Here is a 16150-nt window from a genome sequence, read left to right as displayed (position 1 = left end):
CCTGAGGAGGAGCCTGCGCCGGCGGCTCGGCCGGCGGTTCCGGGTCGGGTGGGCCCGGCGGTGGTTCCGGAGGCGGAGCCGGCGCAGGCTCCTCCTCAGGGGTCGACGACGCCGAGTCCCCCGGCGGCCCGACCGTCACCGTCAAGGGGACCCAGGAGTCGGGGACGGACAACGGCTCGCTCGGTTCGCCCGCGACCGAGGGCAGCGGCGGGTCGGTCTCGGGGGGCGTGACGTACGACCCGACCACCGGGGAGACCACGGTCTCCGGCTCGGGCACGCTCGAGAACTGGTTCCAGACCACGAACGGCTCCAAGGTGACGTTCGGCCTGACCGGTGGTGCCGAGCTCACGTCGGGGGAGAAGACCGAGGACGGGTTCACGACCTGGACGACCAAGTCCGACGTCTCGGTGGGCGTCGAGGGCGGGTTCGACAAGGGCGGCAACGGCGTCAGCGGCAGCTACACCACGGGCGTGACCTCCGAGTACGCGGTCAAGGTGCCCGACGGCGCCAAGATCACCGACCCGGGTGCCGTCAACCCGTTCGACCCCTCGACCATGCCGACGGGCTCGACCGTCACCATGGACAGCGGGAGCTACACGGGCACCGAGCTCGAGGCCTCGTTCCGGCACATCGCCATGAAGTCGGGCATCGAGGAGTCCGCCGGGGTGAGCAGCGTGATCGAGAAGACGGGCGACGACACCGTGCGCATCACGTCCGGTCCTACGGACGCCCTGAGCAACTACGGCGGGCTCGGCGTCGACTTCGAGGCCGTCAAGGTCCTGCTGGGCAACACGACCTCGCTCGACGGCGCGTCGCTGCGCAGCGCCGAGCTCGACCTCTCGACGCCCGAGGGCCGGGCCGCGTACGACACCTACCTCCTGACGGGCGAGATCCCGCAGGACGCGTCGACGGGCATCTCGGGGCTCACGACGATCGAGAAGATCGACTACAAGTCCACGACGTCGCTCGATGTCGAGACGCCCGTGGGCGGCGCGTCGTGGGACCTCGGCGAGAACTCGGGCTCGGCCGTGGTCACGACCTACCCGGACGGGTCGGCGGACCAGCAGACCAAGCTCAGCTACGGGGGGCGCAGCGACACGTTCTTCTCGCAGGCCTTCAACCCGGACGGGACCGAGAACACCGCAGGTCGCACCTACACGTACACGGTCGAGGCCGACCAGATGTCGACCCAGCTCTTCAACCAGAGCGAGTTCTCGGGTCTCGACGCGGGTGGCACGGTCAAGGAGGGTGACGTGCTCCGGCTCACGCTCACCGAGCGCCAGATGGCGACCCTCCACGCCAACGCGGTCGAGTACAGCAAGGACAGCATCGGGGTCAACCAGGTCTCCGCCCTGGCGCTCGACTACGACGGCAAGCCCGTGAGCACGTTCGACTACGCCGCGAGCCTGGCTCGTGGTCCGCGCTCCGACGGTTCGCTCGTCGAGATGCTCTTCTCCATCAACCAGGGCTCGGGCGGCGGCGGGGACCTCAAGCAGTTCCCCGGGACCATCACGCCGGCCAAGTAGGTCGGGGCACCACCGCCGGGCTGCACGGCCCGACGGCGCCGCGCCCCCTCCCGTCGTCTCGCCTCGAGCGTCGGGGCGGGACGACGGCGCCAGGCCCTCACGCGGGCATGAGGAACCGGCCGTCGGGGTCCAGGTCGCGACGCACGGTCGCGAGGTGCGCCTGGTCGGCGGGCGACCACAGGTCGATCATGGCGGCCTCGCTCACCGCCCCGGCGAGATTCGCCTGGGTACGACCGAGCGACCACGGCTGCACGGCCTCGAGCAGCCCGCGGATCGCGGCCGGCACGGCCGTCTCGAAGAGCTCGGGGACGGGAACCCCGATCACGAAGAGCGAGAACGCGGCGTCACGGCCGGTCACGCTGTCGGGACCGTGCGCGCCGTCGCCGAGCGCCCCGCCGAGGTGCCGGATCTCGGCCATCATCAGCGGTGCGGTCGACTGCGGCCCGGCGACGGCGAGCAGCGCCTCCGCGGTCTGCGGCTCGAACGTGTGCAGCAGGGTCGAGCCGTCGAGCACGGGCATGGGGTCGGTCGGGTCCTGGTGGACCGCTCCGATCGCGGCGTACGGCATCTCGCCGATCGAGTCCAGGATGACCGGGGCTGCGTCGCGCAACGGGGCGATCGCCTCGGCCACCTCCGCGAGGGGGCGGGTCGAGGCGACCCTGACGTTCGCGACGTACTGACCTCGCAGGGGCTCGGGCAGGAACTCGAGCGGGGGCAGCCGCAGCAGCGCGACCGAGGTCGTGATGTCGGCGGGGGCGGTCGCGACCCAGTCGGCGTAGGCGCGGAACATGGTCGCGGCGTCGTCCCCGACCGCGAAGAAGCTCCCTCCGGTGATGGTCGCGAGGGGCAGGAGCCTGATCGTCACGGACGTGATGATCCCCAGGCCCCACTTGCCGCCGCGCAAGGCGCGCAGGACCTCGGGGTGGTGGTCGGCGTCGACATGGAGGAGGTCGCCGTCCCCCGTCACGACGTCGGCCGCGAGCAGGTAGTTCGAGCCGAAGCCGACCTCCCGGGCGAGCGGGCTCATCCCGCCGCCCAGCAGGAAGCCGACGACTCCCACGTCGGGCGACGACCCGGTGACGGCGGCGAGCCCGAGGGGCGTGACGGCGTCGAGCACGTCCCTCCAGCGGGAGCCGGCGGCGACGCGCGCGGTGCGCGCGGGCTCGTCGACCTCGACGCCCGTCAGGCCCGCGGTCGTGAGCGCGATGCCACCGTCGATCCCGCGCGCGAACCCGTGGCCCGTGCTGAAGACCGCGACGGGCAGCCCGAACGTCTTGGCGACGCGTACGGTCGCCTGGACGTCGGCGGCGGACGTGGCGTGGACGACGTAGTCGGGACGGTGCTCGACGGCGACGTTCATGCCCGAGAGCCGGGCCTCGGCGGCGTTGCCGGGCAGGACGCGGCCGGTCACGGCCTGCGTGAGGGCGTCGAGGACGACGTCCTGCGTGATCTCGTGGGTGGTCATGGGCGTTTCCCTCTCGAACAAGGTGTGGAGCGCGGAGCAGCGCTACCCCAGAAAGAGAGCTGGGAGTGCTTCCGGTGACATGTCCGCCGAAGGTGCCGGGAATGTCCGCCGAGGGTCACGCTCCACCGCGCCCAGGGTGACCGCGCGCGCCATGATGAGCGAGGGCGCCCTCACGCCCACGGACCCGAGGAGCGACGATGCCCCAGACCACGGACCAGCACCCCGACCACGCACCGTTGCGCGGGACGCCCTCGCCCGAGCACCGCAAGGAGCAGGGACGCGCGGCACGCACGCTCCTCCCCCGTCGCTCGACCGCCGCGTGGACGCCGCCGACCGACCGTCGCGACCCCGTCGCGATCCTCCAGGCCCAGAACGCGAGCCGGGTCGCGTCGCTCGTCCCGCTCCGCATGGGACGCATGGCCGCCACCCCCTTCTCGTTCTACCGGGGGGCGGCCGCGGTCATGGCGGCCGACCTCGGCACCGGGCCGCGCACGGACCTGACCGTCCAGCTCTGCGGCGACGCGCACCTCGCGAACTTCGGCGGGTTCGCATCCCCCGAGCGCTCGCTGGTCTTCGACATCAACGACTTCGACGAGACGCACCGCGGCCCCTTCGAGTGGGACCTCCAGCGGCTCGTCGCGAGCCTCGAGATCGCGGGACGCCACCGCGGCATGTCCCGCCAGGAGCGCGAGCGGATCACGCTCGCCGCGGCGCGCGGGTACCGCCAGACTCTCCGCACGTTCGCCGACCTGGGCCACCTCGACCTGTGGCACGTGCAGCTCCGCGGCGACGAGATCGTCGAACGGTGGAACGGGGCGGTCCCTCCTGGCGTCATGGACAACCTCCGCAAGGCGCTGCGCAAGGCGCGGACCAAGGACCGGCAGAAGGCCCGGCGTCGGCTCACCACGCTGCACGACGACGGCGAGCTGCGGTTCCTGAGCGACCCGCCCCTGCTCGTCCCGGTGCGCGACCTCTTCGACGACGCCGAGCAGGCTCGCCTCCTCGGTGTCGTGACCACGGCCCTCGCGGCCTACGGCGACTCGCTCACGGGCGCCCGGCGCATCCTGCTCGAGCGCTACCGCCTCGTCGACCTGGCTCGGCGCGTGGTCGGGGTCGGGAGCGTCGGCACGCGCTGCTGGGTCGCGCTGCTCGTCGGCCGGGACAACGACGACCCCCTGTTCCTCCAGGTCAAGGAGGCCGAGCCGTCGGTCCTCGAGCCCTACACGTCGGCCAGCCCGTACCCCGAGAACGGGCGCCGCGTGGTCGAGGGACAGCGCCTCCTGCAGGCCACGAGCGACGCCCTGCTCGGCTGGAACACCGTGCACGGCGCCGACGACCGCCCCCACGACTACTACTTCCGCCAGCTCTGGGACTGGAAGGTCTCGGCGGACCTCGAGACCATGCTCCCGGTCGCGATGGCCGCCTACGCGCAGATGTGCGCGTGGGTCCTCGCGCGCGGGCACGCCCGTTCCGGCGACGCCCTCGCGATCAGCGCGTACCTCGGCAAGGGCGACGTCGCGGACCACTCGTTCACCGAGTTCGCCCGTCGCTACGCCGACCAGAACGCCCTGGACCACCAGGCCCTCCTCGACGCGATCGCCGCGGGCGACGTGGAGGCGGTCCAGGGCGTCTGATGCAAGGGCTGGCGCGGCGTCGGACGCCCGCGTCTGCCCGGGCCATCTCGTGCCCGACGGCGTTGCCCACCTCGCGCGGACACGTCCCGTCGGGTCGCGTCCGCGGTGAGGCGGTCGGGGGTGGCTCAGGCGTCGGCGGTCCGGGCTGCTGCGGACCGCGCAAGCCCCCGGCGCAGGCCGTCAGTCAGATCTGGTCGAGCCGGCGCAGGATCGCGCCCTCGCGCAGCGCCCACGGGCAGATCTCGACCTCCGCGACGCGCAACGCCTTCATGGTCTCCTCCGCGACCACGCCGCCCGCGACGATCTGATAGGTCCGCTCGGCCGTGATCCCCGGCAGCTCGGTACGACCCGCCGCAGGGATGCGCGCGAGGCGCGGCACCCAGTCGGACAGCTGCGAGCGCTCCATGCGCCACCGCTCCTCCGGACCCACGACCGCGACCTTCATGCCCGCGAGCCGCGCGAGCGACCGGAACGTCTTGGAGGTCGCGACCACGTGATCGGGACGCGGCAGCGCCTTGATCTCTCCGAGCGCCTCGGCGAGCACCCCACGCACGTGCGTGCGCAGCGCCGCGACCTGGTGGGCCGTGGGCGGGTCGTCCGGGAGGTGCTCGATCGTCATCCGCCCAGCACCCAGGGGGACGGAGACCGCGACGTCGGGCTCCTCGTCGAGGCCCGAGGCGATCTCGAGCGAACCACCACCGATGTCCAGGACCATGAGCCGGCCCGACGCCCACCCGTGCCAGCGCCTCGCCGCGAGGAACGTCAGCCGCGCCTCCTCGGGACCCGAGAGGACCTCGATCGGGACCCCGACACGCTCCTCGATCGCCGCGAGCACCTCGGGGCCGTTGGTCGCCTCGCGCAGCGCGGACGTCGCGAGCGCGAGCGACTCGTCGACCTCGTACTCGCGGGCCAGCGCCGCCGCCCGGTCGGCCGCCTCGAGCAGGGCGTCGACGCCCTCGGCCGAGATCGAGCCGTCGGGCTGGAGGTAGCGCATGAGACGGACGACCGAACGGCCCGACGCCGCCGGGTCCGGCCGGGCGCCACGCACCGCGTCCACGACGAGCATGTGGACGGTGTTGGAACCGATGTCGAGCACTCCGAGTCGCATCCGCCCACGGTAGCGGGGGACGCGAAGGGCGACCGGACGGCCCGCCGGGCGGGAGCCCTCGCGCCCTCTACGACCGGTGGTTCGCGCCCGACATCCTGCTGTTCGTCCGGCCGACGAGCCGACGCACGTGGACGTTCGACCCGCGCACCGCACGCACCTCGGAGCGCGTGTCCCTGCGGTGGTCGTGACGCTCGCCCGCGTTGCGGTACCGGCGCCAGGTCAACCAGTAGAAGAGCGGGCCGGCGAGCAGCAGCAGACCCACGACGACGACCTGCAGGGCCCCCTCCTCGCCGGACGAGGACTCGGCCGCCACGGTGAGCGCGTCCAGGGCGAGCAGGTGCATCAGGTCCCGATCATGACGAGGAGGGCCGTCACGGCCGCGACGGCCTCGACGACGAGGGACACCGCGAGCAGGCGGCGGCGGTTGACCGGGACGGAGCCCATGGTCTCGCCCGTCCGCCCGTTGACCGCGACGTAGTGCAGGACCGAGCTCCCGTCCTTGCGGACCTCGTGGTACGAGTACAGCCACACGGGCAGGTAGGCGGCGACCCAGCGCTGGCCCACGACCTCGAGCTGCTGGTGGTCCCACCGGAGACCGCGGTCGTAGGCCTCGATCATGTCGAGCGCCCGGAACCGGGCGATCTCCTTGGCCTGAGCGAACGCGGGCTCGCGCACGTCGTCGATGTCGGTGTCGCGCCGCTCCGCGGTGAACCCCGAGAGGAAGTTGGAGTCGTAGCGGACCGCGTTCTCGACGTCGAACGGCAGGATCGTGTTGATGACGTTGTTCGTCCGCGAGCTCGCGCCATGGTCCCGTCGGTCCGCGGAGGACTCGAGCGTCAGGTCGTCGACGTGCAGGTCGAACTCGCGCACGACGTCGTAGACGTCGGCGTCGTAGCGCCGCTCGTCGCGCTCCTCGCCGTCGGCCCCCTTGACCTTGACGGTGTAGGACCGCACGAGGCGCTCGCCCTGCCCGGACAACCGGGCCTTGGTGTTGAGGTCCGCGACGAGGTACGGCATGTAGACCCCGACGACGCTCTCCGGGACGAACTCGGCCCGAAACGTCGGGTGGGCGTAGAAGCGGCGCTTGCCGACGAACTCCCGGATGCGCGTGATCGCTTCGTCCTTGGCCAGGCGGAACGGCAGCACGACGTCGGGCACCGCGCCGTTCGGGACCTGCTGGTTGACGGACAACGTGTTGCGGCACCAGTGGCAGCGCGCCTGGGTGCCGTGCGCGGTGTCGACGACGACGTCCGCACCGCACGCCGAGCACCGGAACGTGAGGACCTCGTCGGTCCCCGGCACGATCGCGGCGGTGCCGGACCCGACGACGACGCCGCGCAGCGCGCCGATGTCGCCGTCGAGGCCGAGGTCCGCGATCGTCCCGGCAGCGGCCCACTCGTACCGGCAGAACCCGCAGCGCAGGTTCCCGGTCGCGACGTTGAGCGAGATCTCGGTCGCCCCGCACCGTGAGCACTTGACGAGACCGCTGGCTCCGACGTCGGTACGGACGATGGCCGGCCCGCCGTCCCGTGTCCCGACGGGCGGCGGGGACACCTCCTGCGGGGAGGCAGGCGGGGCCGACGACGGGACGGCCGCCTCCGGCTCGTGGACAGTCATCGTCGGCGCCTCAGAACCCGAGGACCTTGGCCTTGGCGGTGTCGTAGTCCGCCTGCGTGATGAGTCCCTGGTCGAGCATGGCCTTGAGCTGCGTGAGCTTCGCGACCGGGTCCTCGGCTGCCGGAGAAGCCGGGGGCGCGGCGGGTGCTACGGGTGCGGCGGCAGCCGGTGCACTCTGCACGGGAACCTGCTGGAGGGGGACGACGGGCTGCTGGAGCCCGGCCATCGCGCCGCCCGCGGCGTTCATCCCCATGCCGAGGATCGCCATGTTCGCGCCGCCCCCGGCTCCTCCTGGGTTCTCTCCCGCAGCCTGGATGCCGCGCGCGGCAGCCTGCTGGAGGAACGAGTTCCCGCGAGCACCTGCGAGCGCGTCAGCCTTCTTGACGTCGCTCAGCAGCGCCCTGGTGTCCTCGTCGTACTCGATCGCCGCGAGCGCGACCTTGACGATCGACAGACCACGGTAGGACGTCCACTGGTACCCCTCCTCGACAGCGCCCGCCAACGACTGCGCGAACCCGACCGAGTCGCTCTGGATCCGGGTGATCCGGTTCCCCTTGTCCGGGTCGTTGGTGTAGCTCGAGAACGCTGCCGCGAGGGACCCGACGACCTCGGTGAAGAGCTGGCTCGCGGCGTCGTTGTCGAGGTCGGAGAAGTCGAAGGTCTTCGCGTCGGCACCGAGGTAGGTCAGCGGCACGAACTGCTTGACGAAGAGGATCGGGTCGACGATGCGCAGCGTGTAGGTGCCACGCGTCACAGCACCCACCTGGGCGCCGAGGTACGCGTCGTCCCAGTAGATCTCCGACTGCGTACCGAACCGGTTGTTCGGCAGCTCCTTGAGGTTCACGTAGAACCCGAGCTGCTGCGACCCGGGCTGCCCCCCGAACTTGAAGCGTTCCCACGTGGTCTTGATCAGCGGGCTCAGGAAGCCGTTGTCGGCGAAGATCGACTGGGAGTTCTGGTCGTCGGACGTGAACAGGTATCCACCCGGCTCGGCCACGAAGCCCGTGAGCGCGCCGTCCTGGAACGTCAGGAGTCCGTAGCCCTCGGGAACGACGAACCGGCTGCCGTTCGTGATGATGTTCGCCGAGCCCTTGGTGTTGGACCCGCGCCCCGCGTTCTGCCCCTGCGCGACCGCCGGGAAGAGCGCCGCGGTCGGCGCCAGGTTCGTGGGCGGGGTCAGGAAGTCCTTCCACTGGTCCGCGAGCGTGCCGCCGAGGGCACCAGCAAAGGCCTTGATGAATCCCATCGAGCTCTCCGTCCGATCGGGCGGACGGAGCCGCGCGTGACCTGTCGTCGTCGCGGCCGACGCCCTGATGCCCCCGACCGCGATCGGCACAGTATCGACTTTCGTTCTGAAACGGAACTATCGGCGAGTTCCGGTGCATGGGCGCTCACGGACCGGGCCGCCGACGGTGACCGACCCGCCCGCCCACGGTGACGCACCGGATGGCAGGATGTTCTCCGTGACCTCCCCCTCTCCCCTCACCGCACCCCTGAAGACCGTCGGCTGGATCCACGTCGTGGACGGGCGGCTGCTCGTCGTCCGCAGCCGGGACAACGACCTGTTCTTCATGCCGGGCGGCAAGCTCGACCCCGGTGAGAGCGACGAGCAGGCCCTGGTCCGGGAGATCGAGGAGGAGCTCGGCGTGCTGCTCGACCCTGCCACGGTGAGGTCCGGCCTCGTCGCCGAGGCGCCCGGCCACGGGATCGACGGGCGGCTCGTGCGGATGCACTGCCTCTACGCCGACCTGTTGCCCGGGTCCCCCGAGCCGGCGCCTCGTGCCGAGGTCCGTGAGCTCACGTGGGTCACGGCGAACGACGCGCACCGTGTCCCGCCAGCGGGCCGGATCGTCCTGGAGCGGCTGGCGGCGACGGGAGAGCTCGCGGCCTGATGCGGACCCTCACTCGGTCGAGCACGGGGTTGCGGTCGGTCGAGCACGAGGTTGCGGTCGAAAACCGCAAGAGAACGACCGCAACCTCGTGCTCGGCACCGAGAGCCGGACCGGGTCAGCGCCCCGCGCACGCCTCGACGTCGAGCCCGTTGGTCCCGGCGCTGCGGAGCGCCTCCTCGGCGTCGGCCACCACGGCCGAGGCCTCTGCCTGGGCCGTCGCGAGGGCCGACGACCGAGCCGCGACGATCGCGTCGTGCAGGTCGGCGTGCACGCGGCGACGGACCGAGCGCGTGAGCGCCTCGGTCTCGGCGTCGTCGACCTCGGTCCCCGCGGCGCGGCGCTCGGCCACGCGCTCGGCGACCTCGGCCGCGATCCGCCGGTCGGCGTCGTCGAGCAGCTCCATGACGGCCGTGTCGGCCGCGCGCCCCAGGCGCGTCTCCTCGAAGTCCCGCGTGGCACGGTCCACGATCCGCCGTGCCTGCCCGACGACGAGCGACCCGAGGGCGGGCGAGTGCGCCTTGAGGGAGGCCAGGTCGTAGAGCAGGACGCCGTCGACGTCCGCGACGCGCGGGTCGACGTCGCGGTGCAGCGCCAGGTCGAGGACCACCATGGGTCGGTGCGGCGCCTCGTCGCCCGCGGCCTCCGCGGCGCGGGACCGGGCACGGACGAGCGCGGCGGCGTCGAGCACGTGGCCCAGCGCGTCACCCTCGGCGCGCACGGCGTCACCCTCGGCGCCCAGCGCGTCACCCTCGGCGCGCACGGCGTCACCCTCGGCGCCCAGCCCGGTCACCCTCGGCGCACCGGCACCTGCACCAGCACCACCACCACCACCAACACGGCCAGCCTCTCCGCCGCCCACGTCGGCGACCACCCGTCCCCGCGCCCCGCTGCACGAGACCACGAGGTCGGCGTCCTCGAGAGCCGCCACGAGATCCGTCACCGCGACCGCGCCCCGGTCGGCCGCGAACTGCTCGGCGCGACCCGACCCCGAGTACACGCGCACGTCCTCGCAGCCCCGCGCCCGCAGCGCCGCGAGCGACGCGCCGGCGTACGAGCCCGTCCCGATGAGCACCGTGCGGACCTGGCGCCACGGCGGGAGCTCGGCGCTCGCGAGGTCGAGCCCCAGGGACACGACCGACCGGCCGTTGCCACCGAGCGTCGTCTCGTTGCTGATCCGCTTGGAGGTCCGGGACGCGGTCTGGAACAGGAGCTCGAGCGTGGACGACGTCGCACCGCCCTCGCGGGCCTCCTCGAGCGCGCGCTTGACCTGCCCGGCGATCTCTCGCTCGCCCACGACCATCGAGTCCAGGCCGGCGGCGACCTCGAAGAGGTGAGCGGCGACGTCGGGCCCGGTGCGGGTCGAGAACGCCCCGACCGCCACGTCCTCCGCGACTCCCGACGCCGCGGCGACGAGCCGCGCGACCTCGTGCGACGCGTGCTGCACGCCCCGCCCGTCCACGGGCGAGTCGACGTCCAGGTACACCTCGAACCGGTTGCACGTCGCGACGACGACGGCACCGGTGATCGCTTCGCAGGTCTCGACGGCCGTCCGCCCGACCGACGCGGCTCCGGTGGAGAGGAGCTCGAGGGTGGACATGTCCAGCTCGTGGTGACTTGCAGTCATCGACAGGAGAACCACAGTGCTCCGATTGAATCATTCCTCCCCGCGCACGGCAGAATCGGTTCTTGTGACGTTCACCGCGCTTTCAGACAACCACCCTCTCGTCGACGGCCGGACGACGAATTCTCCCCTCGTGCGCGCTTTGCGCGGCGACCGCCCGGAAACCACACCCGTGTGGTTCATGCGGCAGGCCGGTCGGTCCCTTCCCGAGTACCGCGAGCTGCGCCAGGGCATCGGCATGCTCGACTCGTGCCTGCGCCCGGACCTGGCGAGCGAGATCACGCTCCAGCCCGTGCGCCGCCACGGCGTGGACGCGGGGATCTTCTTCTCGGACATCGTCATCCCGCTCAAGCTCGCGGGGGTCGACGTGGACATCGTCCCGGGCGTCGGCCCGGTCATGGGGCAGGCCTACCGGACGCCCGACGACGTCGCTCGCCTCGTCGAGCACGAGCTCACCCCGGAGTCGCTCGCGCCCGTGACGGAGGCCGTCGCGCTCACGGTCGCGGCGCTCGGTTCGACGCCCCTCATCGGGTTCGCGGGCGCACCGTTCACGCTCGCGGCCTACCTGGTCGAAGGGCGCCCGTCGCGCGACCACCTCGCGGCTCGCACGCTCATGCACGCGGACCCCGAGTCGTGGGCCCGCCTGACGGCGTGGACCGCGCAGATCACGGGCGCGTTCTTGCGCGCCCAGGTCCTGGCCGGGGCCAGCGCCGCCCAGCTGTTCGACTCGTGGGCCGGCAGCCTGTCGCTCGAGGACTACCTCGCGGGCGCCAAGCCGGGGAGCACGGTCGCGCTGTCGCAGGTCAGCGACCTGGGCGTCCCGGCGATCCACTTCGGGACGGGCACCGGCCACCTGCTCGGGGCCATGCGCGACTCCCTCACCGAGGCCGGTGTGACGCACCCGACCGTGGGCGTGGACTACCGCACGCCGCTCGACGAGGCCGCAGCGACTCTCGGGGGGTACGTGCCGGTCCAGGGCAACATCGACCCGGCGCTGCTCGCCGCGCCGTGGCCCGTGCTCGAGGCGCACGTCCGCGACGTCCTGCACCGTGGGAGCGCTGCCCCCGGGCACGTGGTGAACCTCGGCCACGGTGTGCCGCCCGAGACCGACCCGACCGTCCTGACCCGGGTCGTCGAGCTCGTCCATTCCGTCCGGAACGTGTCGGAACCCGCGTGACCCCGGGGTCCCGCACGGTCTGACACACCCTCGCAGCGGGGGCACACTTGACGTGTGCACCCCGTTGCTGATGGATCGTCCGGCCCTTCCTCCTCCACGTTCGACGCCGTGGTCGTCGGCGCGGGCATCGCCGGCCTGACCGCCGCGCGCTCCCTGCGCCGCCGCGGCCTGCGCGTCCTCGTCCTCGAGGCGGCCGACCGCCCGGGCGGCCCTGTGCACGGCGACAAGCTGGGCTCCACGGGCCTGTCGGTCGACGTGGGCGCCGAGTCGTTCGCGGCCCGCGGGTCCGCCGTGGGCGACCTGGTCACCGACCTGGGCCTGACGGTCGTCGAGCCCGCCCCGATCAGCGCGTGGGGCTATGCCGCGAGCCGCGCGTTCCCGCTGCCGAAGGCCGGGATCATGGGCATCCCGGCGCACCCGTTCGCGGCCGACGTGCGCCGCGCGGTCGGCTGGCCCGGTGCGCTGCGCGCGGGCATGGACCGGATCAAGCCGCGTCGGTGGGTCGACGAGGAGAACCTCGAGACGTTCGCGCGCTCGCGCCTGGGACGCCGCGTCGCGGAACGTCTCGTGGCGCCGGTCGCCGCGGGCGTCCACTCGGCGCCGCTCGAACGTCTCGACGTCGATGCCGTGGCCCCGGGCCTGCGCGAGGCCTACGCCCGCGAGGGCTCGTTGACCCGGGCGGTCGCCGCGATGCGCGCCCAGGCCCCGGCGGGCTCTGCGGTGCGCGGCATCGAGGGCGGCATGCACCGCCTCGTCGAGGAGCTCACGCTCGCCGTGACGAGCGACGTGCCCGACGGCGGGGCTCCCGCCGGGAGCGCGGGCCCGGCGGGGGTGCTGCTCGTGCGCCACGAGGTGGTCGCGCTGGACCGTGACGGCGACCAGGGGTGGAGCGTCCAGGCCGAGGGCCCCGGGGGCCCCGCGACCTTCCGGGCCCCGCGCCTGCTGGTCACGACGCCCGCGGTCGTCGACCTGGTGTCCCCGCTCGCGGGCCGCACGGCCGACCCGGTGCCGGACCCCGAGCCCGGCGCGGACATCCGTCTCGTGACGCTCCTGCTCGAGGCCCCTGAGCTCGACGCGGCCCCCCGGGGCAGCGGGCTGCTGGTCGCGCCGAAGCCCCGCACCTGGTCGACGCGCGACGAGAACCACCGGGCCGGCGCGCACGACCCCGTCCAGGCCAAGGCCCTGACCCACTCGACCGCGAAGTGGCCGTGGCTGGCCGCCCGGGTGGCGGGCGCCGTCGGGCCGGGGAACCACGTGGTGCGCCTGAGCTACGGGCGCATCGGCGAGACGGTCGAGCCGACGCTCGACCAGGTCGTGCGCGACGCGTCGGTGCTGCTCGGGGTCGACCTCGACGGCAAGGTGCGCGAGCACCTGTCGGCGCGCTGGAACGGGTCGCTCCCCCCGCCCACGCCCGTCTACCGGCGTGAGGTCGCGGCGTTCGTCGAGCGGGTCTCGCACGTCGACGGGCTCGGGGTCACGGGTGGCTGGATCGCGGGCACGGGGCTCGCGGCGATCGTCGGGCACGCCCAGGACTGCGCCGAGCAGCTCTGATCCTCGGGGGCGACGCGGACGGCACCGCAGCCTTCCGCATTCCTGCGACAAACGTCCTGACAATTCGTCTCTTTGTTCTGACCTCGCGTCAGGTCGATGTCACTCGCGCCTCCTTTCCGCAGAATGCCGCGCCGCACCGGTTCACGCGCATTTCGACAATGCCTCCGGGCAGAGGAGACTAGGAGCGTGAGCATTCGTGTCGGAACCCGTGGCAGCGCCCTCGCGACGACCCAGACGGGACTCGTCGCACGACGCATCGAGCACCTGACCGGGCACCCGGTCGAGATCGTGCGCATCCGCACCGAGGGCGACGTCCGCTCGGGCTCGCTCGCCTCGATGGGCGGCACCGGGGTGTTCGTGACCGCGCTGCGCGAGGCCCTGCTCGACGGCCGCTGCGACGTCGCGGTCCACTCGCTCAAGGACCTGCCGACCGGCGCGGCCGAGGGGCTGACCCTCGTGACCCCCGAGCGCGAGAACCCGCGCGACGTCCTGTGCGCCCGGAACGGCTGGACGCTCGCGACCCTGCCGCGCGGCGCCAAGGTCGGCACCGGGTCCCCGCGCCGCGCGGCCCAGCTCCTCGCGGTCCGCCCCGACCTCGACGTGCTCGACATCCGCGGCAACGTCGACACGCGCCTCGCGCGCGCTCTCGGCCCCGACGCGGACCTCGACGCGGTCGTCCTCGCCTACGCGGGGCTCTCGCGCCTGGGCCGGCTCGACGCGGTCTCCGAGGTCATCGACGTGCGCGTCATGGCCCCCGCGCCCGGGCAGGGGGCCCTGGGCGTCGAGGTCCGGACCGCGGACCTGTCTCCCCTCGCGTCGTTCGACCTCCTACCCGACGGCGGCACGCGCCAGCCCCTCGACCTCGCCGAGGTCGTCGCGGGCCTCGACCACCTCCCGACCCGCCTCGCGGTCCTCGCCGAGCGCGCGCTGCTCGCCCGGCTCGAGGCCGGGTGCGCGGCACCCGTCGGGGCGCACGCCGTGGTCGAGGACGACCAGCTCCATCTCTCGGCCGTCGTCGCGCGGCTCGACGGCGGGCAGGTCCTCACGCACTCGGCCCGGGTCGCGCTGCCGCCGGTCGCCGGTGGAGCCGGACGCTCGGCCGACACGACCGGTGGGGTGCCCCGCGCCGACGACACGACCGACGCGCTGGCCCGCGGCCTGGGCGTCGAGGTCGCCGACGCCCTCCTGGCCGGCGGGGCCGCCGAGCTCGCGCCCCTGCGCGCTACCGGTCCTGGCGGGGGCTCGCTCGCTCGGACCGAGGCGCCCGCGCTCTGGGCCCCGGGCACGGCGCCGACCGGCGGTACCGAGGACGACGAGCTCACGGTCGGCGGCACCGACGCCCCCGTGGGCCCGGAGCAGCGCTGATGCCAGGCCGGCTGCGCGACCCCCAGCGCGGGCGCGACCTGCCGCCGGTGCCGGCACGCCCGGCCACGCCTGCTGCGGACACCCCCTCCGAGACTCCCGCCCGCCCCGCCGCGGCGAGCGACGCCGTCGGGCCGGGGGGCGTGCCCGCGGCGCACGACCCGGCCACCTCCGGACCGGCCGACGCCGTCGGGCCGCTGACCGGGACGACCGTCCTGGTGCCGCGCTCGCCCGAGCGAGCCGAGCCCCTCGCCGCGCGGCTGCGCGCGCAGGGTGCGACCGTGCTCGTGAGCCCGGCGATCGAGCGCGCCCGCATCGAGGACACCGCAGCGATGGACGCCGCCGTCGAGGACCTCGCGCACGGCGCCTTCGCGTGGGTCGTGGTGACGAGCGTCAACGCGATCGACGAGCTGACCGCGAGCGCCGCACGCCGCGGACTGGACCTCGCCGCGCTGGCCGGACCTGCGGGAACCGGTGGCGCTCCCGACTCCGCGGGTCCTGGCACGCGGTGGGCCGCGGTCGGGCCCGCGACGCGACGCGCGCTCGAGGCCGTGGGTGTCCGCGTGGACCTCGAGGCGACCGTGAACTCGGCGCGCGGTCTGCTCGCGGCGTTCGACGCGCTCACCGATCAGTTGTCAGAAGCACACCGGGCGGAACCCCGGGCCACTTCTGACGACTCGTCGGCGAGCACCTCGTCGCGGCGCGTGCTCGTGCCGCAGGGCGACCTCGCGAAGCCCACCATGGCCGAGGGCCTGCGCGAGCGCGGCTGGGACGTCCACGTCGTGACCGCGTACCGGACCGTGTCGCACGCGCTCTCCCCGGAGGTCGTCGAGGCGTGGCGGGCCGGGGCGGTCGACGTGGTCGTGCTGACGTCGGGAAGCGTGGCGCGCGAGGTCGCGGCCCAGCTCGGCGTGGACCCCCGCGTCGCGGGGGTCGCGATCGGGGAGCCGACGGCCGAGGCCGCGCACGCGGTCGGGCTGCGGATCGACGCCGTGGCCGAGAGGGCGACCGACGAGGCGCTGGCCGTCGCTGTGCTGCGCGTCGGCGCCGAGCTGTCAGAAGCACGCCGGGGTATCCCCCGGGTCAATTCTGACAACGAATCGCCCCTCGCGGGACCAGGGCCAGCGGGAGCGGCGGGTCCGGTGGGCCCACCGGACCCGGGGCGCAGCAGGACCGTCCCGTCCCCCGCCCCAGCTC

Annotated in this window: 13 protein-coding genes; 7 read left to right on the top strand and 6 right to left on the bottom strand. The window is 73.5% G+C overall.

Annotated elements, in window-relative coordinates; all coding sequences use genetic code 11:
* Nucleotides 1-227: 227 nt before the first annotated feature.
* A complete protein-coding gene (locus tag OERS_RS19030; RefSeq protein ID WP_068627613.1) occupies nt 228-1526 on the top strand; it encodes a hypothetical protein in 1299 nt (432 codons plus the stop codon).
* A gap of 97 nt (nt 1527-1623) precedes the next feature.
* Here the strand turns inward: OERS_RS19030 and OERS_RS19025 are convergent, their stop codons facing one another.
* A complete protein-coding gene (locus OERS_RS19025) occupies nt 1624-2991 on the bottom strand; it encodes an FAD-binding oxidoreductase (protein WP_068627612.1) in 1368 nt (455 codons plus the stop codon).
* Nucleotides 2992-3188: 197 nt separating this feature from the next.
* Here OERS_RS19025 and OERS_RS19020 point away from each other — a divergent pair, with 197 nt between their 5' ends.
* Nucleotides 3189-4625 carry a DUF2252 domain-containing protein gene (locus OERS_RS19020; RefSeq protein ID WP_068627611.1) on the top strand — a complete coding sequence of 479 codons (1437 nt, stop codon included), beginning with the start codon at nt 3189-3191 and terminating at the stop codon, nt 4623-4625.
* A 184-nt stretch (nt 4626-4809) separates the two neighbouring features.
* Here OERS_RS19020 and OERS_RS19015 read toward each other — a convergent pair whose 3' ends face one another.
* The 4 genes from OERS_RS19015 to OERS_RS19000 form a co-directional block, all read right to left on the bottom strand.
* Nucleotides 4810-5733: a Ppx/GppA family phosphatase gene (locus OERS_RS19015; RefSeq protein WP_068627610.1), complete on the bottom strand. Its 924-nt coding sequence runs from the start codon at nt 5731-5733 to the stop codon at nt 4810-4812.
* A 67-nt stretch (nt 5734-5800) separates the two neighbouring features.
* Complete coding sequence (locus tag OERS_RS19010; protein WP_068627609.1) at nt 5801-6076, bottom strand: hypothetical protein; 276 nt, start codon at nt 6074-6076, stop codon at nt 5801-5803.
* Nucleotides 6076-7350: a hypothetical protein gene (locus OERS_RS19005; RefSeq protein ID WP_068627608.1), complete on the bottom strand. Its 1275-nt coding sequence runs from the start codon at nt 7348-7350 to the stop codon at nt 6076-6078. The genes OERS_RS19010 and OERS_RS19005 overlap by 1 nt, the downstream gene beginning before the upstream one ends.
* A 10-nt stretch (nt 7351-7360) precedes the next feature.
* Nucleotides 7361-8596 (bottom strand): SHOCT domain-containing protein, encoded by a 1236-nt coding sequence (locus OERS_RS19000; protein ID WP_068627614.1) that lies wholly within the window; start codon nt 8594-8596, stop codon nt 7361-7363.
* A 217-nt stretch (nt 8597-8813) separates the two neighbouring features.
* Between OERS_RS19000 and OERS_RS18995 the strand changes: the two genes are divergently transcribed.
* Entirely contained in the window at nt 8814-9242 is a 429-nt protein-coding gene (locus OERS_RS18995) for an NUDIX hydrolase (protein WP_169834250.1), read from the top strand.
* Between the two features lie 115 nt (nt 9243-9357).
* Here OERS_RS18995 and OERS_RS18990 read toward each other — a convergent pair whose 3' ends face one another.
* A complete protein-coding gene (locus tag OERS_RS18990) occupies nt 9358-10881 on the bottom strand; it encodes a glutamyl-tRNA reductase (protein WP_068627606.1) in 1524 nt (507 codons plus the stop codon).
* 49 nt (nt 10882-10930) lie between these two features.
* Here OERS_RS18990 and hemE point away from each other — a divergent pair, with 49 nt between their 5' ends.
* From hemE to OERS_RS18970, 4 genes are all read left to right on the top strand, one after another.
* Nucleotides 10931-12040, top strand: coding sequence for a uroporphyrinogen decarboxylase (hemE, locus tag OERS_RS18985; protein ID WP_068627605.1), 1110 nt, complete (start codon nt 10931-10933; stop codon nt 12038-12040).
* Between the two features lie 54 nt (nt 12041-12094).
* Nucleotides 12095-13591 carry a protoporphyrinogen/coproporphyrinogen oxidase gene (locus OERS_RS18980; protein WP_068627604.1) on the top strand — a complete coding sequence of 499 codons (1497 nt, stop codon included), beginning with the start codon at nt 12095-12097 and terminating at the stop codon, nt 13589-13591.
* A 186-nt stretch (nt 13592-13777) separates the two neighbouring features.
* The gene (gene hemC, locus OERS_RS18975; protein WP_068627603.1) at nt 13778-14956 is read left to right on the top strand and encodes a hydroxymethylbilane synthase; all 1179 of its coding nucleotides are present in this window, start codon (nt 13778-13780) and stop codon (nt 14954-14956) included.
* Nucleotides 14956-16150, top strand: a 1195-nt coding sequence (locus OERS_RS18970) for a uroporphyrinogen-III synthase (protein ID WP_068627602.1), incomplete at its 3' end; no start/stop codon positions are given. The genes hemC and OERS_RS18970, both read left to right, overlap by 1 nt.

It is taken from the genome of Oerskovia enterophila (genome assembly GCF_001692445.1).
Classification (GTDB): domain Bacteria; phylum Actinomycetota; class Actinomycetes; order Actinomycetales; family Cellulomonadaceae; genus Oerskovia; species Oerskovia enterophila.
Note: the sequence above shows the minus strand (reverse complement) of the source record. Positions and strands in the feature narration are given on the sequence as shown.